Genomic DNA, 23,428 nt, shown 5'->3' with positions numbered 1-23,428 from the left:
ATAAAGGCTACTTTTCCTGATTGCTATGAGCTTGAAAGCTATGATGCTCGTTATGCTCCATGTGCACCAGAAATCATAAAGTATTTTTTCAAGTGCAAGTGGATTGAGCTAGGGTATAACTTGATATTGGTTGGTGGTCCAGGTCAAGGCAAAACCCTATTAGCAACATCTCTAGGTAAAGCAGCCTGCTTAGTAGGATACACTACTTTGTTTGTATCCTGCATAGAGTTGTTTCACAAACTTCAAAAAAACGAAAAAACGTATGGTGAGCTTACGCGTGGAACTTTATATGCTGTCCGTCTATTGATAATAGATGACATTGGCCACGCAAGACCTTCTACTGCAGAAGAGGCGACAGCTTTCTTTAGACTTATTGAATTCAGAGTTTCTAACCGTCTTAGCACCATCTTTACATCAAACTCTCAGCCAAAATATTGGCCACGCTCATTTGGAGGTGCTACAGAGACAACTAGGGCAGCACTGGATCGAATTCTCTACAGGTCTTACTACCTACCTTTTAAAGGAACTAAGAGCAAGAGAATAGACGCGTTTAAGAAGTTAAATGCCGAGTTACGCAATCAACGTAACTAGAACAATTTTCTCTTACTTTACAAAGCCAGGAAGCCCGTTCTTTCTGGCTTTTTCATGCGCACAAAACAATTTAAACGGAATACTTATAAAATATCCTTTATTAACAAAGGACATTTGGATAAAATGTACCACATATAAAGAAATAGACATAGCATATCAGCAGTTACAACCTATGCATGGTCTAAAAACAAAACTGTACCAGAAGTTGGATACCATATAAAATGAGCTAAAACGTCCCTTTGACCATGATGGTATAGGTTTAAAACGTCTAAAAGTGGATCATTTTAAACAGTCCCGGGTGAACAACGTCACCAAAGGAATTCTTGTTTGTGATAAAGGCTGTCCTGTAAGTAAGATTAGGGATCTCATTGAACAATACCCTGATCTGCACTACATCTCACCGTACAGACGCAATGCCAAGGTGATTGATGAGCTTGACTTGTGTTCATATGAACAATGCGCAACATTGTCTAGTGGCGTGAATGTCCTTTTTAAGAAGGTATCTTTGCCTAATGGTAAGTACCTCTTCAGCATAAGAGATATGTCGCGAGCATCGCTTGAGCAGAATGGTATGATTCATAAAGGACTTAAGAACAATGGTACTTTCGATGGGGAAGAGTACTCAAAAAAGCTTCTTAAGATGGGCATGATGGTGTATGAGTCGGATCTTGACTTATCGCCTCTAGACATTCTTAATCATTACGAGAATAGATGGTGGTTAGAGACCATATTCGACTTATACAAGAACACATTAGACCTCGAGATTACAAGGGGTCAGTCTCGTGAATCTGTCATAGGAAATGAATTCATTAACTTTGTTGCAACACTCATTGCATGCAAGTTAAGAAATGCCATGAATGATATGGATAAGCTATATGGCAGTGACGGTTCTACATTTGCCTCTAGAATGTCTGAACTTAGAGATGTCTACAGGGAGGTCAATGCTCCAGCTAAAGCTTTTATAGATGATGGTTACTGGGTTTTGCCAGAATCGAATGCCTCATTTACACTTATGGCAAGGCTTGGCTTAGTTGATGACCCTTCTGGAGAACTAACTAAACTTACAAAGACTCGTGAGTCAAAAGCGCAAAGTAGCAAGGATGAGTCACCGTCAACTAATGTCACAGACAATCAACATGAGTCTAACAACGTCGATGCAGTCTTAGAAGACAATGCTCATCAAACCATAGTGTCTGAAGGTAACGAAACTGCAACGGATAGCGGCGTAAAAAGAGGCAGAGGACGACCAAAAGGCAGTCTAAACAAGAAAACCATCGAGGCTATGAAACAAGGCCTTATAGTACAGGATACTCCTAAAAGAGGTCGCGGACGTCCAAAAGGCAGCCAGAACAAGAAAACCATCGAGGCGATGAAGAACGGCTTGATAGACCCAAATGCACCAAAGCGAGGAAGAGGCCGTCCTAGTGGCAGTCCAAACAAGATAAGCGGCCATTTCAAAAGGAACTTTATAGGACCAATGCCTTATGGTCAAAAACATCCTGCTATCCGCAAGAATACCAATCCTAATACTCTTTGGCCATAGAAAACTATGATATCTTTGGATACACAAGATAACCGTCAGAACTTTGCAAAACACTAGAGCAGAGTTCTGATAGTTCAAAGATTTGGTAAGGTTTTAAGATATATTAATTTTAAAGAAAGAGTGTTGCCAATTCTGAAAAAGCTTACCATTAGGATTAGAATTGATAAAAAACATTAAAAGTTGATTTTGCGTGCTTAAAGAATAATAGCTCAGACAAATAATAAATATTTATCACCCTAGCCATTTTTGACGTATTCTTCTAGTTATTCTAGAAAAAAAATATTTAACCTCTAGGTCTATAGGGTAATCTAAATTAAAATCACTATACAGCTCTTTGAGCATGTTTTTACTGATAATTTCAAAATAGTATTTGCGATCCTGAATAATTGGTATTATTTTTTCAAACTCTTTCCTAAAAGCAGACTGACTTTCTTGATCTAATCTATTATAATTCCAGAAGTATTTGTCTATTTTAACAGAGTTGATTATTTGTTTTTCCTTTTCGGTGTGCATATATCTTTCTTCAAGAGTTTTTAATTCTTCTACTATAGCAAATATTTTTGAATTGTCCTTAACTGATGAGCCTTGGTTGTCTGTTCTATAATAGTAAATGCCATCATTAATAAATATTGCTCTGTCTGCTTCAAACAAGCATTTAATATAAAAACTAGTATCTTGGAAACTTGCACCTGGTGTTTCTAGAAAACAAATATTTTTCTTAGTTATCCATTCTCTCCTGTATATTCCACACCATATGCTTGCACCACCCTGAAATGTTTCTAAGTGCTTGATAGGATGAATAATTTTGTCTGATAAATATTTTTTAGAGAACGGTTCTATAAATTTTGGTTTTTTGTCACTAGAAAACTCATAGAAATTGCCTTTAACAAAGTCTATAGAATATTTCTTTTCGTATTTTTTTACATGACTATATAAGATCTTAAAAGCATCTTTATGTATGTAGTCATCTGGCTCCACTATTGCTAAATAATCACCAGTTGCTTCTCTAATTGCCAGGTTCATAGAGTGGCCATAACCTGTATTATTTTTATGAATTACTCTAATACGGTCGTCTTTAGATGCATATTCATCCAGCATTACACCGCTATTATCCTTAGAGCCATCATCAATGCACAGAATTTCTATGTCTTTCAATGTTTGTGTGAGTATGCTTTGCATGCATTCGTCTAAAAACGGTTCAGCATTATAAACAGGCATCATAACAGTTATTTTAGGCATAGGAGATTTCCTTAAATAAAGAGATAGCTCGTTCAACAGCATTGTCCATGTTGTAGTACTTATAGTCACCAAGTCTACCGAGCATGAAAAGATTTTTTGTTTCAGCAGCTAAAGCTAAATATTGAGTATATTTTTCTCTTGTCTCTTTGTTATCGATTGGGTAGTAACGATCGTTCCTTCCTAACTCAAAAGGCTCTGAAAATTCTTTTGCAATAACAGTTTTTTCAGAGCAGTCGTTGAGTAGATGTTTATACTCATGTATACGCGTAAAATCGTAGTTATTTGGATAGTTCACACAACAGTGAGATTGATAGAATTCTTTTTCGTGCGTTTCAAGGCTGAAGTTTACGCTGCGATAAGGTAATACGCCGAATCTATAATCAAAATATTCATCGATTGATGATGTACAAATTGTTCTATCAAATTTTTCTTTAATGTCTTTGAAATTTGTATTTAGCATAATCTCAATGTTTTCATGATTAAGGATATTCTTAATCATCTTGGTATATCCATCTTGAGGTATGCCTTGATATTTATCTTGAAAGTAACGGTTGTCTTTACTTAAATATACAGGAACTCGTGCTGTGACTGAAGATGCTATTGATGCCGGATCTAATCCCCATTGTTTTACGGTATAGTTAAGAAAAACCTTATCGTAGATATACTGACCTAAAAATATAAGATCGGCATCATCTTGTTGGATAAAGTCTAGAATTGGTACTTTAGTATTGTACGTATATTTCGATAATAGTTTCTCTTCAAGGCGTTTTGCTAGTGATGTCGGAAAAACTTGATATAGGGTGTTGAAGTTGAATGGAATTGAAGCTTTGATACCGTCAACAAGAGCAACAACTTCATGCATATAAGTGTTAAACTTAGTAAAGCGTGATAGAAACTGCCAAACAGCATCATTGTTAGTATGGAATATGTGCGTTCCGTACTTATGGATCATAATTCCATTTTCATCTCGATAGTCATAGCAGTTGCCGCCGATATGACCTTTTATATCAGCTACTATTACCTTTTCATTAAGATTTTCTGCAATAAGTCTTGCAATAGTAGCGCCTGATATTCCAGCGCCGATAACTAAGTTTTGTTTATGCATAAGTATTTTTATTTCTTCGTTATTTCTAAAAAATCAGCATTTAGCAATCTTTATTTAAACTTAAATGTATCAGAAAAAGTAAAAGCTGACTGTGCCCGCAGTCAGCTTTTATTGTTAACGGAACTAAAATTGGTCGTAATAGTTGATTAGCAGTTTAAAACTAACTTTCTATTTGATCCTTGCTTAGTATTGTAACTTTCTTTTCTGGCAGCTGTTCTGGGTAGTCCAATGAGTAGTGAAGGCCACGGGACTCTTTGCGCTCTTGAGCAGAGTACACTATGATCTCTGCAACTTGTAATAGGTTTCTAAGTTCAAGGAGATTCTTAGAAATCTTAAAGTGAGAGTAGTAGTCTGCAACCTCTTTCTTAAGAAGGTTAATGCGGTGGAGCGCACGTTGCAGGCGTTTATTAGTACGCACAATACCAACATAATCCCACATCATGAGTCTAAGCTCATGCCAGTTGTGGGTAATGATCACTTCTTCATCAGAATCGCTCACACGGCTATCATCCCAAGCAGGGATATCGATTTGCTCAAGCTCATCTATATTCTCATCTGCAAGGTGCTGAGTAATATCTTTAGCTGCAGCCTGACCATAAACTACACACTCAAGAAGAGAGTTTGAAGCAAGACGATTGGCTCCATGCAGACCAGTATATGCAACTTCGCCAATGGCATAGAGTCCCTGAATATCGGTTCTTGCCTTGCTATCCACCATCACACCACCGCAACTGAAGTGAGCTGCTGGAACAATTGGGATTGGTTCTTTGGTTATATCGATGCCAACCTTTAAGCAGCGTTCGTAAATAGTTGGGAAATGCTTCTTAACAAAGTCTGCTGGCTTGTGACTGATGTTTAAATACATGCAGTCAGCGCCAGTTTTCTTCATTTCATGATCGATAGCTCTTGCTACAATGTCACGGGGAGCAAGTTCACCGCGATCATCGTACTCTGGCATAAAGCGTGTACCATCTTTACGCTCTAAGGTTGCTCCTTCTCCACGTAACGCTTCTGTTAACAGGAAGTTACGATCCGCTGCGTTGTAAAGAGTAGTTGGGTGGAATTGATTAAATTCCATATTTGCTACGCGACAGCCAGCTCGCCAAGCCATAGCTATGCCGTCACCAGAGCTAACTTCTGGGTTACATGTGTATTGGTATACCTTGGATGCGCCGCCTGTACATAGAGCAACAAAACGTGCTCTAATGATCTCTACTTGATCGTCTTTTTCATTCAGCACATAGGCACCAAGTACTCGATTGCCTGGCATATTCAGCTTTTTAGTTGTTATGAGATCAACAGCATAGCGATCTTCTAAGATCGTAATGTTTGGATGCTCTTTTGCACGTGCAACTAAAGTCTCCTGGATTGATTTACCAGTGTGATCTTCTGCGTGGAAGATACGTCTATGAGAGTGACCGCCTTCTCTATGCAGATGATAAGGTGATTGTTCGGCGCTCTTTTCTTCTTCCTTGAGATCGAAAGGAACACCGGCATCAATTAACCACTGAATTGAGTCATGAGCATGTTCTGCCACTTCACGAACTACTTTTTCATCACAGATAAAAGATCCTGCAATACAGGTATCTTTGATGTGAGCCTCAATAGAGTCTTGATCATCCTTAATGTTGTATACGCCTGCTATACCACCTTGGGCATAGTTTGTTGAACCAGCGCATACGTCAGCCTTAGATAAAACAATCACTTTTGCACTTTTGGCAATACCTAATGCCAAAGTTAGACCTGCGGCACCACTGCCAATAACAAGGCAGTCTGTTGTGTAATCCATAATGGAGCCCTTAAATCGTAGTGAATTTGATCGCGGGTATTTGAAGTTGCTTCAAGTGCCAGCTAAAAGCTAAAGCGGTCAAATAGAGTTTCACAGATGTGGCTTGTGCTATGCCAAGAGCCAAGCTAATCAGATTTTAGCCTAATACAAACCTGAATTTTAATAACTTCTTCAAGACTTGCTAACAAAATGGCATTTAAATCGTCTTTTATGCGATAAGTGGTGCACTAAAGTAGGGCGAGATATTAATGCAAAACGATCATTAATTGTCTGAGATGAACGTTGTATGCTTTATACTTGTGTTATGCATAGTAGTCTTGCGATCTTATTGTTCTACACAAATGTCTAAGATCTCTATCTTAGTCTTGTCAAATAGTGTATGTATTGTGAGAATACCTCAGCTAGGGAACTTTTTAATGAGTTCAATGGTCTATAGGACTAAACAGGATGTTGAATCATTATGATGACTAAAGAGCAGGCACAATCACTCGCAGCTGAAGATATTGCGCTGGTAAAGCGTGTTCAGCAAGGTGATAAGCAGGCTTTCAACATTCTGGTGCTTCGTTATCAACATAAGGTTTGCGATATCGCATACAAGTTCGTAAGCAATCCTGTTGATGCTAACGATATTGCACAGGAAGCATTTATTCGTGCATACAAGTCAATTGACTCTTTCCGTGGCGAAAGTTCCTTTTATACTTGGATGTTTCGAGTAACCTCAAATGTTGCTAAAACTTACTTAGAGGTCAACAATAAACATCGTTATGCAGTCGATGTTGATGATCCTGAATTCAATTCTAAGCATGACGTTCACGGTGTGTTGGTTTCAAATGAGGGCCCAGACGCTTTGTTTGACTCTCATGAGCTTAGCAATATCATTAATGAGGCATTAAATGAGCTTCCTGAGGATTTAAAACGAGCCCTACTCTTACGTGAAGTAAAGGGATTGTCTTATGATGAGATTTCTGAAATTATGGAGTCTCCTCTAGGAACCGTAAGATCGAGAATTTTCAGAGCACGACAACATATAGAAGAAAAAATGGCTCGCTTTGAAAGGGGATTATAGTTTGGAGCAGTCTATGCGAAACCAGTCATCAGAAACTAACGAGAAACTCTTAAAGGCCTCGGAACTTTTTGATGGCCGTTGCCAGCATCTAAGTTCGGAGGACTTAAAGTCTTTTGACTCAGTTGAGGTTAGAGAGCATTTAAAGAACTGGGCTTTAATTGGTAGCGCCTTGCGTGATGAAATGCCTCAAAAAGTCGACTTAAATTTCGCCGACAAAGTAATGGCAGCAATTGATGAGCAAGATAAAGCTTGGGTTCCTCCATATGAAAGCGAGGATAACTTTGATCAGTCTAGCTTGCAGCAAGATGTAAATAAGACTGGTAAAGTTAAATTTGCTATGCCAACTATCGCTTTGAAAAAGGCAGGCACAGTTTTAATTCAAACAGCTGTTGCTGCAACTGTAGCTACAGTGGCCGTAATTGGCATGCAAGTCTATAATGCATCCAACGTGCAGATGGATAACATCGCAACAACTGCATCAAACAATGTAGGCCCTGTTAATGGGTTAAACTTAGCAGCTTTTCAGACTAATGAGAGTGATATCGTTTCTCTAAATAATGTAAACGATAGTGCTAAACCAACTCCGCCAGCTGATAAGACAGATTTAAGCAAAGTTCGACAGGAAGAACTTGATAAAGTTAATTCTTATGTGCAGGGATTTATTACTGAAACTGCTTCAAGATAGTTTGAGTCAATAGTTATCCTATCAGTATCAAAGCTGTTAGAATGATTGTTAATAAGATAATGCTAAGGCTGTGTCCACGCGATACGGCCTTTTTTGTATTTGTAGCTTGTTAATTTAGGTAACCAAAGTGCGCCATGCTTTTAGTTTCTACAGTTTTGTAACTGTACTTATAGCAAGTATTTATTCAACAAATGTCTTTGCTCATGATGATCCTATGGTCGATACTCTTGAGGCAAATACATCATACTTATCAAACACTATTCCACTTTCATCCATTGGTCCAATAGACTCAAACCATATTAATAAGTGTTTTGATTCGTTTAAAGAAACTAGAGCACGTGTGCGTGATTCAAGTACTCAATCAGTTGTAGTTCTATCAAATCCAGGAGGTATCGCTCCATTTATTACTTTGCAAAGTGTTGGTGCTAATGGTCGTCATTACACTTTATGGCAAACCTTAAATGGTGAAATTAAAGGTTATGCGCTTAGAGATGGCGAAGGATTTGACTATAACGATAGTACAATGACTGCCTTACCATTATCATGGCACCCAACCTTTATTTGGGACAGTCTTTTTGCTTCAGACAAGTCGCTCAATAGCTTCTCATGTATTTTTATGGGCAGGACTAGAGTGATGGGCAAGCGCGTGAGTATCTTAAGGCTAATGCCTCAAGAGAACTTACGCTATTCATATCTGCTAGCCAAAGAGGACGAGTCTGACTTTCCTGTTGAGCTGACTATTCTCGACCCTAAAGGATCTGTCATTGAGCGCATGACTACCATGGATAGTAGGTCTGTAACTAGTCTAAATTTCCCGATTAATGATGAGATATTTAATAGGTTTCAAGCTGAACACTCTCAAGATAAAGATAATAGCAGTATTCTAGAGGACTCGACTGGCGCTGTAAAAGGTTCATTAAGTAACGTCAACTCTGATAAAGCTGCGGGGTCTCAAAATAATGAAGATCCATTACCGTGGCCTGAGCTGCAGATTCCAAACGTATATCAGCTAGTTGATTCTGGTAAGTTTGCACAAGGCGGTCCAAACTGTACCTATCAAGAGTTTTCAGATGGTATAACCTCATTTAGGGTATATAAGAATGATCCTTCTGCAGTTCTATATCCTGTACTTACAAATGGAACCATCTCGGTTGTGCGCAAAAAAGCGCTAAAATATGAGTATTCAGTTGTTGGTGAGGTTCCTGTATCACTAGCAGAATATGTATTGACAAGGATCAATGGTTAACATGAGCACAGATAAAGACTTAAATGCTAAAAAGCTCAAGTACTATGTAATCAATCTCAAGGGCCAAACTGAGCGTCGCGAGCGCATGGCAAAGCTATTAGATGCCCAAGGAGTTGATTATGAGTTTTTTGAGGGTGTGAATGGTAGGGCATTAACAGAAGAGCAGAAAGCTTTATTTGCAGATGAGGATAAAAACATTTTAGAAATGACAGGTGGCAGAAAGCTACTTGTCGAAGACAAGCTATCTTTACCAGAAAAAGGCTGTGCGTTATCCCATCTTAAACTTTATCAAAAGATCTTAGATGATGGAGTGCAAAGAGCAGTAATCCTTGAGGACGATATGCTTCTTAATCAAGATGTTTATGAAGCATTAGACAATATTGATTGTATTAAAGAGCCTTGGGACATCATTAACTTTTCATCTCACATCGGTATCAAGAGTTTGCCTGGCGCAAAGAAGTATTATGCAAACAAAGAAAAAGGATTTTACTTCCAGCGTTTAGGTATGCGTAATAACACACTTGATGCCATTTTTAATCGCCGAAGAGTTTTAATATATGCTGCTTTATATGTAGTAACTCCGACAGCCTGTAAGCGTCTTATTGAGCTTGGATACCCAGTAAGAATCGTTGCAGACTATTTAACAGGTCTTGTCGCATACCATAATTTAAAGCTTTTTAGAGCATACCCTTTGAATCATTTTATGCAGTTTCATGAGGTTGATTCGACCATTGGAGATCGACCAGCGCACCGCATGATTAGACTTTAGTTAATGGGGGCTTTGAAGTACCGTAATATTGGCCTATTCACAGTGCATTTGTCAGTTACGATCTAAAAGATACATCTTTTAGATATAATAGAGAGCTAGCTTAAGATCTAGATATCGCTTTTGAGTGCCGCTGAGGCAGCCAACGGGATTACCCTGGAACTCCATATTTAGGAACTTTTTACTTTCATCATGGCTAACACTTTTGACCAGAAATTAGTACGCAACTTCTCGATCATTGCTCACATCGATCATGGCAAATCAACCTTGTCAGACCGCTTTATTCAGGTTTGTGGCGGTCTTAGTGATCGTGAAATGCAAGCTCAGGTTCTCGACTCAATGGACATTGAGCGTGAGCGTGGCATTACTATTAAGGCTCAGGCTGTGACTTTAAAGTATAAAGCCCAAGATGGTAATACCTACGAGCTTAACTTCATTGATACTCCAGGTCACGTAGACTTTGCTTACGAAGTATCTCGCTCTCTTTTTGCCTGTGAAGGTGCATTATTAGTAGTTGATGCTGGCCAGGGTGTAGAAGCTCAGACTCTTGCAAACTGCTATCAGGCTATTGAGCTTAATCTTGAGGTTATTCCTGTTCTTAACAAGATTGATTTGCCTGCTGCTGATCCTGAGAAGGTAATCTTCGAGATCGAAGATATTGTTGGTTTGGAAGCTCATGATGCCTGCCGCTGCTCTGCAAAGACTGGTTTAGGTGTTGAGGATGTATTAGAGCGTTTAGTTCACTCTATCCCAGCTCCAAATGGAGATCCTGATGCTCCATTGCAGGCTCTGATCATTGATTCTTATTTTGATGATTACCTTGGTGTAGTGTCATTAGTCCGTGTTAAAAATGGCACCTTACGTAAGGGTGACAAGATCAAGGTAATGAGTACTGGTCAGGCATGGGATGTAGAACGACTGGGCATTTCTACTCCTAAGCGTGTCGATGTGCCAGTATTAAACTGCGGTGAAGTAGGTTGGGTCGTCTGTGGTATTAAGACCATTCATGGTGCTCCTGTAGGCGATACCATTACCCACGCACGCAATGTTGCTCCTGAGGCGCTACCTGGATTCCACGAGGCTAAGCCACAGGTTTATGCAGGCATGTTCCCAGTTGATACTGATGATTACAATGCCTTCCGTGATGCATTAGATAAGCTCTCTTTAAATGATGCATCACTGTTCTTCGAGCCAGAAAACTCTACTGCACTTGGCTTTGGTTTCCGCTGTGGCTTCCTTGGAATGCTGCACATGGAGATCATTCAGGAGCGTTTAGAGCGTGAGTACAATCTCAACCTCATTACTACAGCCCCAACTGTAATTTATGAGATTGTATTGACCTCTGGTGAAATTATTCATATTGACAGCCCTGCTGCACTGCCTCCAATTAGCAATATCTCCGAGATTCGTGAGCCTATTGCTGAGTGTCGTATGCTGATGCCAACCGCTTATGTTGGCGCAGTTATGACCTTGTGCCAAGAAAAGCGTGGTGTACAGACTTCTATGGTTTACCACGGTGATCAAGTTGCTCTTACTTATGAATTACCAATGAGTGAGGTTGTATTAGACTTCTTTGATCGCCTCAAGTCTGTATCACGCGGCTATGCATCGCTTGATTACAACTTTAAACGCTTCGAGCGTGGTGACTTAGTGCGCGTAGATATCTTGATTGCACAAGAGCGTGTTGATGCTTTAGCCATTATCGTACACCGTTCTATTGCTCAATCTCGTGGTCGCGCTTTAGTTGAGAAGATGAAAGAGCTCATCCCTCGTCAGATGTTCGATATTGCAATTCAGGCTGCTATCGGCGGACAAATCATTGCTCGATGCACTGTTAAGGCTTTACGTAAAGACGTGCTTGCCAAGTGCTATGGCGGTGATATTACCCGTAAGCGTAAGCTCTTAGAAAAGCAAAAAGCAGGTAAGAAGCGTATGAAGCAGTTAGGTAAAGTAGAAGTGCCTCAAGAGGCATTCCTAGCAATTTTAAAGGTAGGCAAGGAATAGAAGGCCTAGTATGTTCATAAGTACCATATCTATACTGTTGGTTCTCTTCTGTGTATTCACAGGAGCGATGTATGTATACGATTTTATCAAGTTGCGTCCAGCGCGAATGAAGGCCTATAAAGAGGCAAAGGCAACTCGCACAGACCTGACAAAGCGTCAGCTAAACTTGATTAAAGATGGCGAAGGTTTCGTACAGATTTGTGCAGCCATATTCCCTGTCATTTTCTTCATCTTCATGTTTAGGGCCTTTGTGTACGAACCATTCCGTATCCCATCAGGCTCTATGGAACCAACTTTGTTATCTGGTGATTTTATTGCTGTATCCAAATGGTCTTATGGCATAAGAAATCCAGTAAATAACGAGATATGGATTAGAACTGGTACTCCAGATCGCGGTGATGTGGTGGTATTTAAATACCCTGAGGATCCATCACAGGACTATATTAAGCGCGTTGTTGGCCTTCCTGGCGATGAAGTTATTTTCAGTAATAAAAAAGTCTATATTCGTAAGGCTTGCAATGTAGGTAAGGTAACTGTTGACTCCATAGAGCAAGATTCAAATGGTCAAGCATGCGAGTCTCCTGTAGCTGTACCAATGGTAGCTGCAGGTAAGGTTGTCTATGAAGCCGCTACTTACACCCATGAGTTTACTGTTTACGATGAGACTCTTGGTGAAAATCAGCATAAGATTCAGATAAGTGAAAGAACACCTGACTTGTCTCAGTATTATTACAGACAGCGTGGTGCCATGCGCGGATCTTGGGTTGTGCCTGAGGGATACTACTTTGTTATGGGCGATAATCGCGATAATAGCAAGGATAGCCGCTTCTGGGGATTTGTACCTGAAAAGTACTTAGTTGGTAAGGCAGTTTGCATTTGGATGTCACTAACCTATGCTGACACCAATGGTTCTTTCTTCACTTACCCAACAAGCTTGAGATACGAGCGTATTGGCTCTATCCAATAATTAATTAAGGCTCCCTAGTGATAAGCATTAGGGAGTCTTTTAATTTCGATGATAAGTAAGAACAAAGAACTAGTCTAGATTAGAGAAAAAGGTGCAAACAAGCGTCGCTATCACCTTATGTCTTGCTATACTTAGACGATTTCGCTCCTATTTTTCTTAGGAAGCACGAGTTCCCTTACATTAAATTAGTGTGCACCCTATAGTCCCTCACACTCCCTTGTCAAAAGGTGTAGCAAAGGCTATATCCTTGGTTTTGGGGGGTTATAGGGTGATCACTTCTTAAAGCTGAATTAGCAAAGTGATGACAACAGATCTTAACTTTATATACCGCATACAGCATCTAGAACAGACGCTTGGCTATGCTTTTCAAGACATTTCACTGCTGCAGCAGGCGTTAACTCATCGCAGTTATGGCACACGTCATAATGAGCGTCTTGAGTTTCTTGGCGATTCTATTTTAGGCATGATTATCGCCAAAGAGCTGTATGCCCAATTTCCAGAGAGCCCAGAGGGCGAGCTAACTAGAATGCGTTCAGTGTTAGTACGTGAAACTACTCTGGCTCAACTTGCACGTGAGTTTAAGATTGGAGATTGCCTGCTGTTAGGCCCAGGTGAACTCAAGTCAGGTGGCTCACGTCGTGACTCCTTGCTTGCAGATGCCGTTGAATCCATTATTGGTGCCGCTTTTATTGACTGTAATGAGCAATTTGAGATTGTGCGTCATTTAGTGTTGCGCTGGTTCCACGACCGTTTACAGGCAATCAATCCTAACGTGTCGCAAAAGGATCCTAAGTCCACACTGCAAGAATTATTACAGTCAAAGCATAAAAAACTGCCAACTTACCGCATTGATAATATTGTGGGTAGCGATAATAATCAGATTTTCGAAGTCTCAGTCACTGTTGAAGACATTAAGCAAATCTTCAGAGGCAAGGGCTCTTCTCGCAGACGCGCTGAGCAGAAAGCTGCAACTGCAGTGTTAGAGTACTTGTCTGAAAAAGGCCTGTCATAACCGACTAATGCGTTAAATTAGCAGAGCAATGCTGCTTTGTGGCAATCACATTTGAAATATAAGCTCCTAGAGCAGAGAGGAAAGATTGGAACAAACCAAATTCGGTTTCGTAGCCATTGTTGGACGTCCTAATGTAGGTAAGTCCACCTTAATGAACCACCTCATCGGTCAAAAAATTTCTATCACATCTAGAAAGCCACAGACTACTCGAAATCGTGTACTAGGCATTGATACCGATGGTATCTACCAAACTGTATACGTAGATACACCTGGTCTGCATAAGGTTGAAAAGCGAGCCATTAATCGCTTAATGAATCGTGCTGCAGAGTCATCTTTAGGTGATGTAGAGCTGGTTCTTTGGGTAGTAGATGCGACCTACTGGACAGAAGATGATGAGATGGTTCGTCAAAAGCTTGAGGGTACATCTGCTCCTGTGGTTCTTGTTATCAATAAGGTTGACAAGCTTGATGACAAGGAAAAGCTGTTACCACTGATTGAAAAGGTCAATAATACTCTGAACTTTAAGGATATTGTTCCTGTATCTGCTCTAAAAGGCAGTAATCTTGAAGTCCTTAAGGACATGATCAGACAGGCACTTCCTGAGGGCCCTCATTGCTATAGTGAGGATAGTATTACTGATCGTTCTACTCGCTTCATGGTCGCAGAGATCATCCGTGAGAAGCTAATGCGTCAAATGGGCGATGAGTTACCATACTCAGTAAGTGTAGAAATTGAAGAGTACAAGATTGAGTCAAACGGCGTAACTCGAATTAGTGCAGCTATTCTTGTCGAGCGCAATGGTCAGAAGAAGATGGTCATTGGATCTGGTGGCAGCCGTATTAAGCTGATTGGCTCTGAGGCTCGACACGATATCGAAAAGCTTATTGAAGGTAAGGTATTCTTATCTTTATTTGTAAAAGTAAAAGCAGGTTGGGCTGATGATGAGCGTGCGCTCAAGAGCCTTGGCTATGCTGACTTTGAGGATAACTAAGGCTTTATATGGTGCTTGTGGTTAATGCTAGATGATGACCATGAGCATGCTAAAGACATTCCTGTGAGTTTAAGTTTATGGCAGCAGTAATTGAGCATGAGCCGTGTTACATTTACCACGTGCGCGACTTTCAGGAACATAGTCAGATCTTAGAGGCCCTCTCACTAAACTATGGTGCGTTGTCGATTGTGGTTAACAATGGCAAACGCATGAACTCCTCTACTCAGGCGCTCTTTCAGCCATTTACCCCGCTTAAGTTAAGTTTAAAACGCAGTAAGGGAGAGTTGTACTTCCTTACTGATTATGATTGCTCTGAAAGCGGCTATATCTTCCCTCTGCCTCAGCACTTTTGTGCGGTCTATATCAATGAGCTTTTGCATCATCTATATAAATCCCAAAATCAAGATATTAAGCTTTTTGGTGTTTATGTATCTACTCTTGAGGCAATCAAAAATAATCAAAATATTGAATTAAGCCTAAGAGTTTTTGAGCTTACCTTGCTTGAGTCTATGGGCTACGCCTTAACTTTGAGAGATGATGAAGGGTTGCTGTTAGAAAAAGACAGTTACTATCGTTTCTGTTTTGGTGCTGGCTTTTTCAAAGTAGATAAAGATGCAATGAGTGCCGTCATTGCCCAAGAGGAGTCTTTAAAGATCGCTGCGGCTCATAAGGTAGAGCCAAATGAGTCTTTTCGTCCCATTGGCAGTATGTCTAATCATACTGACGATGACAGTGGCATGATGTTCCCAAAATCTAAAGTGCGTGGGCGTCGTTTAGAGGACAGTAGCTCATACTACGCATACAACAGGGTAGATTCATCTGATGCTTATATTTCTATGGCAATGCGTAATGGCTTTGTCAATGAAGAGTATATGCAGCGCTACCAAGATCTACCGCATGACTTTATGGGCCCAGTGCTATCTGGTGAACAGATTAGAGATATTGTACGCTGTGATTTTGTCATGCCAGATATTGTTAAGCTCGCAAAACAACTAACTGGAGCCATAATTGAGCGTTTATTAAACGGTAAAGAGATTGTAAGCAGACGATTGTACCGCGAGTACGCTCAAATGCGTAACGCCAAGGCTAGAGCACTCAAAGAGCAAAGATTAGCCCAAGAACAAGAGAAACGCTTACAAGCTCAAACTGCAAGTGTTCAAAGTGAAACAGTAGTCAATGGTGGCTCAGAGTTCTCAATAAACAATAGCAGCTCTAACAATACCAATGACAGTCATGCAACAAGCAATGCATCAGTGGGTATGCAGAGTTACATGCATACAACTGAAGAACAAAGTGGCAAGAAGCCGCTTTACTTTGAGGCTTATCCTCAAGCACAACTAGGCGCAGAAAACGATAATAGTAATGTTGGTAAAGAACCTACTGCTCCAGTACAGCCAGTTCCGCCTAGAGGCTATGTTTCACAGTTTAATCATGTGCACAGAAATGTGCCTCGTGATAAAGACGATGCACCTGATTTCCTGACAGAGTATCTCAATCTAGATTCTCAAGTGTCAGGAGCTGTCGTTCAGAATGCTGTTCAGCAGCAAGCAGATACTTATAAAGAAAATGATTCTGCTACAGCAGAACCAATGGCATCAGATATCACAAGTAAGCATGATCATTCTGCTTCAAAAGATGAGTTAAGTGAAACTGCTAAGCTAGACAATACCAACGTTGTTATCGATGCATGTGTCTCTGAATCGCAGTCAGGTACTGTAATTGAAGAGGAACATAATGCCTCAAAAGCTGAGGTATCTGAATCGACAGAGTCTTGCGATCTCGACGTTGTTATGGAGCCTGCTGCTCCTGAATCACAATCAGATGTTGCTAGCGAAGAGGATAATTTAGACTCAAAATCTGAATTCACTAAAACCTTAGAGACAGATGATGCCAATAAGCCTGTAGATGACACTGTTTCTGAGGCATTATCAGGTTCGGTTGGTGAAGAGGAGCATAAAGCTTCAAAAGCCAAACTATCTGATGCATCTGAGCTAGAGAACGCCGATGTGACAAATGAGGCGGAAGATACTAAGTCAGATAGAGCTAATGAGCCTCATGCTACAGAATCTTCAGAATCATCTTTAGATATTGAGGTGTCTAAAAACGCCATATCTTATGAGGCACATGAAACGCTTAAGTTAGATGCTGCTCCTACTAAAAGAAAGAGTAGAGCATCTAAGACTTCCTCTCTAACTAATAAAGAGGCTGATAAGCAAAAGGCAGAAGAGAAAAAGGCTAAGCAAAAAGCTGCACTAAAGGCTAAAGCTGAAAAAAAGAAAGAATTAGAGCGAGCCAAAGCTGCAGCAAAGAAAGAAGCTGAAAAATTAAAAGCAGCAGCTAAACGCGAGGCTGAAAAAGCTAAAGCACAAGCCAAAAAGGAAGCAGAAAAAGCTAAAGCTGCAGCCAAAAGAGAAGCTGCCAAAATAAAGGAAGCAGAGAAAAAGGCTGCTCAAAAGGCTAAAGAAGCTGAGCGTAGAGCTGCTTTAAAAGAAAGAGCTAAAGCTAAGGCAATCGCCGATGCTGAAGCTAAAGAAGCAGAAATTGACATGGAGTTTGCTCATTCTATGCTTGCTATGATTGACTCTGGTATGAAAAAAAGACAGAGACAGTCTAAGAAGCAATCACCAGAAGAGTAGACTTCGTAATATAGTTTAAGGCAGCTGTCGCAAATTAAGATCCATAGTTTGGGTCGCAACTTGCGACAGCTGTTTTTAGTAAGTAATGGTGCTTTGCACCTTAGTTATTCAAGAGCAAATAATGGCAAGATTTTATACTTCTGAGAAGAAAGTAACTGCACCTAAAGCACTTGAGGTGGAGTGCGAGAGTTTAGATATACAAGGTCGTGGCGTATGTAAAAAGGACGGCATGGTATATTTTGTTGAAGACCTGATGCCATCAGAGATCGCAAGAGTAGTACCTTTTGCATCAAATGGCGTAGCAGGATCTCTTTCTAGCAAAGATAAGTTCTTTTCAGCAAAAGTAACTAAGTATATTAAAACCTCAGATGAGCGCCGTGCACAATCATGTCCTCTGCAGGATCAATGCGGCGGCTGTCCGTTAGAGCATTTGCCTTATGAGACTGCGCTAAGCGCTAAGATTGAAGGTGTGGCTTCATTGCTACGTAAGAGTGTTATTCAGGGCACTAAAGAAGCTAAGTCTACTAAGGTAAGTACAGCCAAAGGCTCATCGAAGCTTGGCAGAAATAGCACCATTAAGCATACCTTAGCTAAAAAGCAAGCTGCAGCTAAGAATGCTGCTAAACAAAAGGAGCTAGATGCTGTTTGCATTCAGGCTGCCGATTTAATTGCTGAGCCTTCATTTGTGCTTCGTTCTGATGAGGTGGGCTACAGAAGAGCATGTCGTTTAGCTATCCGTGGTGATCACGGTAAACTCCATTTAGGCTTCAGAGGAGCAAAGACCAAGGATTTAGTGCCTGTTACTAATTGTGAGGTCTTAACCGAGCGCAATAATGCATTGCTTGAGCCTTTAAAAGCTATTGTCAATCGTATGGAGTCTAAGAAGAGCATTGGTCACGTCGAGCTGTTAGACAGTGATGGTGCAGTAGGCGTGCTTTTACGTATGACAGAAAAGCTCAATGCAAAAGATGAGCTTCTTTTAAAAGACTTTAGCAAAGAATATTCTGTAGTAGTCTCTGTGCTTGAGCCATTTAAACAGCTTGATGACACTGAGGTTGTAAGAGAGCGCATTATTACTGACGAGAGTGATGAAGATGCGCGTCGTATGTTTGTAATGTCAAACGACTGCAAGATCTTCTGTTCTCCTTCGTCATTTGTGCAGGTTAATGGCAAGTTAAATCACCTCATGATTGAGCAGGTGCTTAAAGAGGTTGAGCCATCATCAGAAAAGAAGGTGCTGGATCTTTTCTCTGGTCTTGGCAACTTTAGTTTACCTGTGGCAAAAGCAGGAGCGACTGTAGTTGGTATTGATATCGTCAGTGACATGGTGCGTAGAGCTAATGAGAATGCCAAAGAAAATGGTATTGATGCAGAAAAAGCTCGTTTCTTTGTCGCCGATCTTGAAGAGCCTTTTGAGTCTCAGCTGTGGGCAAAAGACAGCTATGACGTGGTTGTGATGGATCCAGGTCGTAGCGGAGCTAAGCGCTCAGTGTCTTTCATGGGCAAGCTCAAGCCAAAGAGGATCATTATGATTTCTTGCAACCCATTGGCTGCAGCTCGAGATTGTATTCAGCTTATTGGCTCTGGGTACAAGCTAGACTCTTGGGGAGCAATTGATATGTTCCCACGTACTACTCATATCGAGATTATGCTGGTATTTTCTCCAGAGCAAAAATAGTTTGCTTTTAAGGAAATGAACCAAGTTGTTACAGCTCTTACAATAATTGCACATGATGCGTGCATGGGGTAGTTAGCTGTTACAATTATCAGACAGGCATAATCTTTAATCTCGCCTGCTATTGACTCTGCTTTAGCAGAAATATTTAGTTTCTTCTGCATTAAAGCTGTTAGGAGTGCATATGGTTGCTTTAAGAGACACTCATGAGGCCTCATTTGACTTTGACCAATGGGCAGCAAAACTTAATTTACCTCAAGAACAAAAAGAAAAGCTGCATAGCTGTCATCTTTATGTGCTTAAGTGCATTGAGGCAAATAACTCTTTGAGCAAACCAAATCAGGATAAGCAGGCTCAGCAAAGCTCGTCTGATAAGGGTAATGATGATCAGAGTCAATCATCAGAGAACCGTAAGGGCGCTCGTGCATCTCGTCAAACTCAGTACATCGATCCTAAAGCTCAGAGTAATTTGTCAGCTGAGATTATTTCCATATTGATGAACCTCAATATGGATTTGGATTCATTGTTAGTGGCGTTCCTTTATCCACCATTTGAGGCAAAGGTTTTAGACCTAGATAGCGTAGAAGAGACTTTTGGACCTGGTATCAAAAAGCTTCTGCTGAAAGTTAAGGATATGGAGGCAATTCGCTTCTTACAAAACCTTAACACTAAAGGTACCGATACACAGGTAGATCGTGTGCGTCGCATGATGCTCTCCATGGTTGATGACGTTAGAGCTGTTGTCATTAAGCTTGCAGAACGTATTGCTGTAATTAGAGCAGCAAAACACGCATCTGAAGAAAATAAGCTGCAGATTGCTAGAGAGATTGCAAATATCTATGCGCCGTTAGCTAATCGTCTTGGTATTGGTCAGCTCAAGTGGGAGCTTGAGGATCTTGCATTCCGCTTCCTGCATAACGATGACTATAAGGAAATTGCACGAGAACTGGGTGAAAAACGTGTAGAGCGAGAGCGCTACATTGAGCACTTTGTTGCTGAAGTAAAAGAGCTTTTAAGCGAAAACGGCATTAAAAACGCTGAGGTATATGGTCGTCCAAAGCACATTTATAGTATTTGGCGAAAGATGCAGCGTAAGCATTTGCCTTTCTCATCACTATTCGATGTTCGTGCAGTTCGCGTCATAGTGGATAAGATTGAAGACTGTTATGCAGCTTTAAGTATCATCCACACTCGCTGGGAGCATATCGAAAAAGAGTTTGACGACTACATTGCCAACCCAAAGCCAAATGGATACCAGTCTATTCATACTGTAGTGTATGGAGACGGCCATAAGGCTATTGAGGTGCAGTTTAGAACTCATGACATGCACCAAATGGCAGAGCTTGGTGTTGCAGCCCACTGGAAGTATAAAGAGGGTGGTGGCTTAGGTTCTGGTGTAGAGCAACGTATCAATTGGCTACGTAAGTTGCTTGCGTGGCGTGATGATATGGTTGAGTCAGGTGCTCTCCTAGATGAGTTTAGAAAGCAGGTATTTGAAGATAGAATCTATGTCTTTACTCCTAGAGGTGAAGTTGTAGATCTGCCTACTGGTGCTACACCTTTAGATTTTGCCTATCAAGTTCATACCATGATTGGTCACCGCTGTATTGGTGCTAAGGTAGATGGACGTATTGTTCCTTACACTTATAAGCTCAAGACTGGTGAACAAGTTGACATCATCACACAAAAGGAACCTAATCCTTCACGTGATTGGATCAACGCGGATAATGGTTACATTAAGACATCTAGAGCTCGTTCTAAGCTAGTTAACTGGTTTAGAAAGGTTGATTACGATAAGAACGTACAAGCTGGTGTAGATCTCTTAGAGCGTGAAGTTGTTCGCCATGGTATTGGACTTAACAAAGATCAGGTCGCAGCTTTCCTTAAAGAGAAAATTGCACGCTTTAATGTTCGTACTGTAAACGATATCTATGCAGGTATTGGTGCGGGCGATATTAAGGTAAATCAGATCATATCTTTCCTTGAAGAGCGTGTATTCAAGCGTGATTCTTCAAGTAAAGAACTGCAGTTACACTCTTTAATCTCTGAGAAAACTCATCAACAGCTGCGCGAGCGTCATGCAGATAATAAGGGTCGCATCATGGTAGACGGCATTGGTACCATGATGACTCATATTGCTAAGTGCTGTCAGCCAATTCCTGGTGATGAGATTATTGGCTTTATTACTCAAGGTCGAGGTATCTCGATCCATAAGGCTAATTGTCCGCAGCTAAAGGGGCTGATGAAGAAAAATCCTGAGCGTGTTGTTTCGTCTCAGTGGGGTGACTCGGCAGGAGCTAATGGATTTACCGTTACCATTAAGATCGTGGCTCTAAACTACCCAGGACTGCTTCGAGATGTAACCACTGTTATAGCCAATGAAAAGATTAATGTAATTGGTGTACGATCACATACAGAGCGTCAAAAAGATCTTACGATCATTGATATTGATTTGATGCTGGTAAATTTACCTGCATTAAATAGAGTACTTACTAAGCTTAACGAAATAAAACAAGTTCGTTCAGCTTCCAGAGTTTAGTTTTTTAGGCTGTGATATTCACAGCCTTTTTTATAATGATTTATTTAATTTATGACAACGGAATTATCAAAGAGTACAGATAGCCCAAGACTTGCAGTTATTATCCCTGTATACAATGTTGAAAAATATCTTCCAAAATGTCTTGATAGCATTATAAATCAGACATACAAGAATCTGCAGATCATTTGCGTAGACGATGGTAGTTCAGATAACTGTGGAGCTATTCTTGATGAATATGCAAAGAAAGACTCAAGAATTATTGTAATCCACAAAGAAAATGGCGGAGTGTCATCTGCTAGAAATTTAGCATTGGATTACATATTTAAAGAATTTCAACAAAATCTAGAGAACTGTTCGAAATATATTACATTTGTAGATTCAGACGATTATATTGAGGTTGATGCATATACTGCTTCAATAAATAATTTTTATGATGATATTGACTTTGTTTGTTTTGGGCATGAATTGTTGTCTGCAATAGACTCAAAGGACCAAACTTCATATCTGTTTCCTAGAAATAAAAAAAGCCTTTTGGGTAAACAAATTTTGACAGACGATATATTAACGTCAACAGAGTTCGCTGTTACTGATAGATTATTTAAGAGTGATATTATTTTTAAAAACAATATAAGGTTTCCAAATATAAGACTTGCCGAAGACGGATTCTTTTCTGTAGCTTATATGCTGCATTGTAGGGCTGTTTATTTTGATGATCATTACTATTATAAAGTTCAATTAAGAGAAGGATCTGCTATGAGTAGTAGTAAATTTATGAAAGATAATGCAGCTATTCAACATGTATTATCATATAAAGCTTTACTTCAGTATATGGAAAGTAATGACTTATTAAATTGTAGAAAAGAGGTATTCTTGCACTACTTCTATCATATGCTCATAATCGCTCTTGGAATGGTGGATAAAATTGAAGTTGAGCATGAGATATACGATCAAGCTAGAAAGACACTGATACAAGTAAAGGATGGCAGTAAATCTTGCAAAATAAAACACTACAAAGATTTAATATTTAGTGGAGCCTTGAAAGAAAGTGTTATTTATAAATACTTTGGCTTTTTAAAAATTAAGCACAGAATGGATTATGACAAGTACTACTTCCTATGGATTCCAGTGTTAAAAGTAATTTATGAGCATAGTTTCAAAGAGATTAAGATATTTGGAATAACAATATCAAGGAGCGGTATAAGAGCACATTAAAAGGTAATTCTTCAAGATTATGTAGTACTTATTTAATGTATAGTATAGCGTTTCATAAGTATATACACTAATTTAGCATTAAACACTGTATAAGTGATATATTAGAGGAACATCCTGGCAGGAGTTCCTTTTTTATGTCACGCCCAGTAACCAAAATTGTTCGTCTCAGTAACGATGAAGCAGCTGATGTTGCTAAAGTTCTGAGAGAAAGAAACCAGACACACACAGCCTTTAGGAATGCCACAATTCTCTCATTAGCGAATTCTGGCAAATCTCCAAAAGACATAGCCAATGAGGTACATGTAACTCGTAAAACTGTGCATACTGTCATAAACAAGTACTTAAAGTACGGGCTTTCATCA

Annotated in this window: 18 protein-coding genes; 15 read left to right on the top strand and 3 right to left on the bottom strand. The window is 40.0% G+C overall.

Annotation, left to right across the window (positions count from 1 at the left end):
- Both H524_RS0109090 and H524_RS0109085 read left to right on the top strand, forming a co-directional pair.
- Positions 1-591 (top strand): ATP-binding protein (locus tag H524_RS0109090; RefSeq protein WP_027939995.1); only part of this gene is annotated, 591 nt, incomplete at its 5' end.
- 274 nt (positions 592-865) lie between these two features.
- Positions 866-2,134: a hypothetical protein gene (locus H524_RS0109085; RefSeq protein WP_027939994.1), complete on the top strand. Its 1,269-nt coding sequence runs from the start codon at positions 866-868 to the stop codon at positions 2,132-2,134.
- Between the two features lie 231 nt (positions 2,135-2,365).
- Here H524_RS0109085 and H524_RS0109080 read toward each other — a convergent pair whose 3' ends face one another.
- The 3 genes from H524_RS0109080 to nadB form a co-directional block, all read right to left on the bottom strand.
- A complete protein-coding gene (locus H524_RS0109080) occupies positions 2,366-3,373 on the bottom strand; it encodes a glycosyltransferase family 2 protein (RefSeq protein ID WP_027939993.1) in 1,008 nt (335 codons plus the stop codon).
- Complete coding sequence (gene glf / locus H524_RS0109075; protein ID WP_027939992.1) at positions 3,366-4,478, bottom strand: UDP-galactopyranose mutase; 1,113 nt, start codon at positions 4,476-4,478, stop codon at positions 3,366-3,368. The genes H524_RS0109080 and glf overlap by 8 nt, the downstream gene beginning before the upstream one ends.
- Before the next feature lie 160 nt (positions 4,479-4,638).
- The gene (gene nadB, locus H524_RS0109070; RefSeq protein WP_044121909.1) at positions 4,639-6,267 is read right to left on the bottom strand and encodes an L-aspartate oxidase; all 1,629 of its coding nucleotides are present in this window, start codon (positions 6,265-6,267) and stop codon (positions 4,639-4,641) included.
- Between the two features lie 460 nt (positions 6,268-6,727).
- Between nadB and H524_RS0109065 the strand changes: the two genes are divergently transcribed.
- From H524_RS0109065 to H524_RS15145, 13 genes are all read left to right on the top strand, one after another.
- Complete coding sequence (locus H524_RS0109065) at positions 6,728-7,333, top strand: sigma-70 family RNA polymerase sigma factor (RefSeq protein ID WP_245580457.1); 606 nt, start codon at positions 6,728-6,730, stop codon at positions 7,331-7,333.
- 13 nt (positions 7,334-7,346) lie between these two features.
- Positions 7,347-8,018: a sigma-E factor negative regulatory protein gene (locus H524_RS0109060; RefSeq protein WP_027939989.1), complete on the top strand. Its 672-nt coding sequence runs from the start codon at positions 7,347-7,349 to the stop codon at positions 8,016-8,018.
- A gap of 340 nt (positions 8,019-8,358) precedes the next feature.
- A complete protein-coding gene (locus H524_RS0109055; RefSeq protein WP_169726142.1) occupies positions 8,359-9,264 on the top strand; it encodes a sigma-E factor regulatory protein RseB domain-containing protein in 906 nt (301 codons plus the stop codon).
- A 1-nt stretch (position 9,265) separates the two neighbouring features.
- Entirely contained in the window at positions 9,266-10,033 is a 768-nt protein-coding gene (locus H524_RS0109050; protein WP_169726141.1) for a glycosyltransferase family 25 protein, read from the top strand.
- A gap of 189 nt (positions 10,034-10,222) precedes the next feature.
- Entirely contained in the window at positions 10,223-12,034 is a 1,812-nt protein-coding gene (lepA, locus tag H524_RS0109045) for a translation elongation factor 4 (RefSeq protein WP_027939986.1), read from the top strand.
- 10 nt (positions 12,035-12,044) lie between these two features.
- Complete coding sequence (lepB, locus tag H524_RS0109040; protein WP_044121906.1) at positions 12,045-13,001, top strand: signal peptidase I; 957 nt, start codon at positions 12,045-12,047, stop codon at positions 12,999-13,001.
- 301 nt (positions 13,002-13,302) lie between these two features.
- Entirely contained in the window at positions 13,303-14,013 is a 711-nt protein-coding gene (gene rnc / locus H524_RS0109035) for a ribonuclease III (RefSeq protein ID WP_044121905.1), read from the top strand.
- 85 nt (positions 14,014-14,098) lie between these two features.
- The gene (era, locus tag H524_RS0109030) at positions 14,099-15,004 is read left to right on the top strand and encodes a GTPase Era (protein ID WP_027939983.1); all 906 of its coding nucleotides are present in this window, start codon (positions 14,099-14,101) and stop codon (positions 15,002-15,004) included.
- Positions 15,005-15,081: 77 nt separating this feature from the next.
- Positions 15,082-17,640: a DNA repair protein RecO gene (gene recO / locus H524_RS16640; RefSeq protein WP_052339018.1), complete on the top strand. Its 2,559-nt coding sequence runs from the start codon at positions 15,082-15,084 to the stop codon at positions 17,638-17,640.
- A gap of 121 nt (positions 17,641-17,761) precedes the next feature.
- Positions 17,762-19,318, top strand: a complete 1,557-nt coding sequence (gene rlmD / locus H524_RS0109020) for a 23S rRNA (uracil(1939)-C(5))-methyltransferase RlmD (protein ID WP_027939982.1) — start codon at positions 17,762-17,764, stop codon at positions 19,316-19,318.
- Positions 19,319-19,499: 181 nt separating this feature from the next.
- Positions 19,500-21,854, top strand: coding sequence for a GTP diphosphokinase (gene relA / locus H524_RS0109015; protein WP_027939981.1), 2,355 nt, complete (start codon positions 19,500-19,502; stop codon positions 21,852-21,854).
- 51 nt (positions 21,855-21,905) lie between these two features.
- Complete coding sequence (locus H524_RS16635; RefSeq protein ID WP_052339017.1) at positions 21,906-23,066, top strand: glycosyltransferase family 2 protein; 1,161 nt, start codon at positions 21,906-21,908, stop codon at positions 23,064-23,066.
- A gap of 134 nt (positions 23,067-23,200) precedes the next feature.
- The coding region (locus tag H524_RS15145) for a helix-turn-helix domain-containing protein (protein ID WP_044121903.1) at positions 23,201-23,428 on the top strand (228 nt) is incomplete at its 3' end.

The organism is Anaerobiospirillum succiniciproducens DSM 6400, from assembly GCF_000482845.1.
GTDB classification, from domain to species: domain Bacteria; phylum Pseudomonadota; class Gammaproteobacteria; order Enterobacterales; family Succinivibrionaceae; genus Anaerobiospirillum; species Anaerobiospirillum succiniciproducens.
Note: the sequence above shows the minus strand (reverse complement) of the source record. Positions and strands in the feature narration are given on the sequence as shown.

Excerpts from the sequence above, each read along its gene's own strand:
- lepB (WP_044121906.1), top strand. The coding sequence starts at position 12,045 with ATGTTCATAAGTACCATATCTATACTGTTGGTTCTCTTCTGTGTATTC.
- recO (WP_052339018.1), top strand. The coding sequence starts at position 15,082 with ATGGCAGCAGTAATTGAGCATGAGCCGTGTTACATTTACCACGTGCGC.
- H524_RS0109060 (WP_027939989.1), top strand. The coding sequence starts at position 7,347 with ATGCGAAACCAGTCATCAGAAACTAACGAGAAACTCTTAAAGGCCTCG.
- H524_RS0109065 (WP_245580457.1), top strand. The coding sequence starts at position 6,728 with ATGATGACTAAAGAGCAGGCACAATCACTCGCAGCTGAAGATATTGCG.
- relA (WP_027939981.1), top strand. The coding sequence starts at position 19,500 with ATGGTTGCTTTAAGAGACACTCATGAGGCCTCATTTGACTTTGACCAA.
- rlmD (WP_027939982.1), top strand. The coding sequence starts at position 17,762 with ATGGCAAGATTTTATACTTCTGAGAAGAAAGTAACTGCACCTAAAGCA.
- H524_RS16635 (WP_052339017.1), top strand. The coding sequence starts at position 21,906 with ATGACAACGGAATTATCAAAGAGTACAGATAGCCCAAGACTTGCAGTT.
- H524_RS0109080 (WP_027939993.1), bottom strand. The coding sequence starts at position 3,373 with ATGCCTAAAATAACTGTTATGATGCCTGTTTATAATGCTGAACCGTTT.
- glf (WP_027939992.1), bottom strand. The coding sequence starts at position 4,478 with ATGCATAAACAAAACTTAGTTATCGGCGCTGGAATATCAGGCGCTACT.
- lepA (WP_027939986.1), top strand. The coding sequence starts at position 10,223 with ATGGCTAACACTTTTGACCAGAAATTAGTACGCAACTTCTCGATCATT.
- H524_RS0109050 (WP_169726141.1), top strand. The coding sequence starts at position 9,266 with ATGAGCACAGATAAAGACTTAAATGCTAAAAAGCTCAAGTACTATGTA.
- rnc (WP_044121905.1), top strand. The coding sequence starts at position 13,303 with ATGACAACAGATCTTAACTTTATATACCGCATACAGCATCTAGAACAG.
- nadB (WP_044121909.1), bottom strand. The coding sequence starts at position 6,267 with ATGGATTACACAACAGACTGCCTTGTTATTGGCAGTGGTGCCGCAGGT.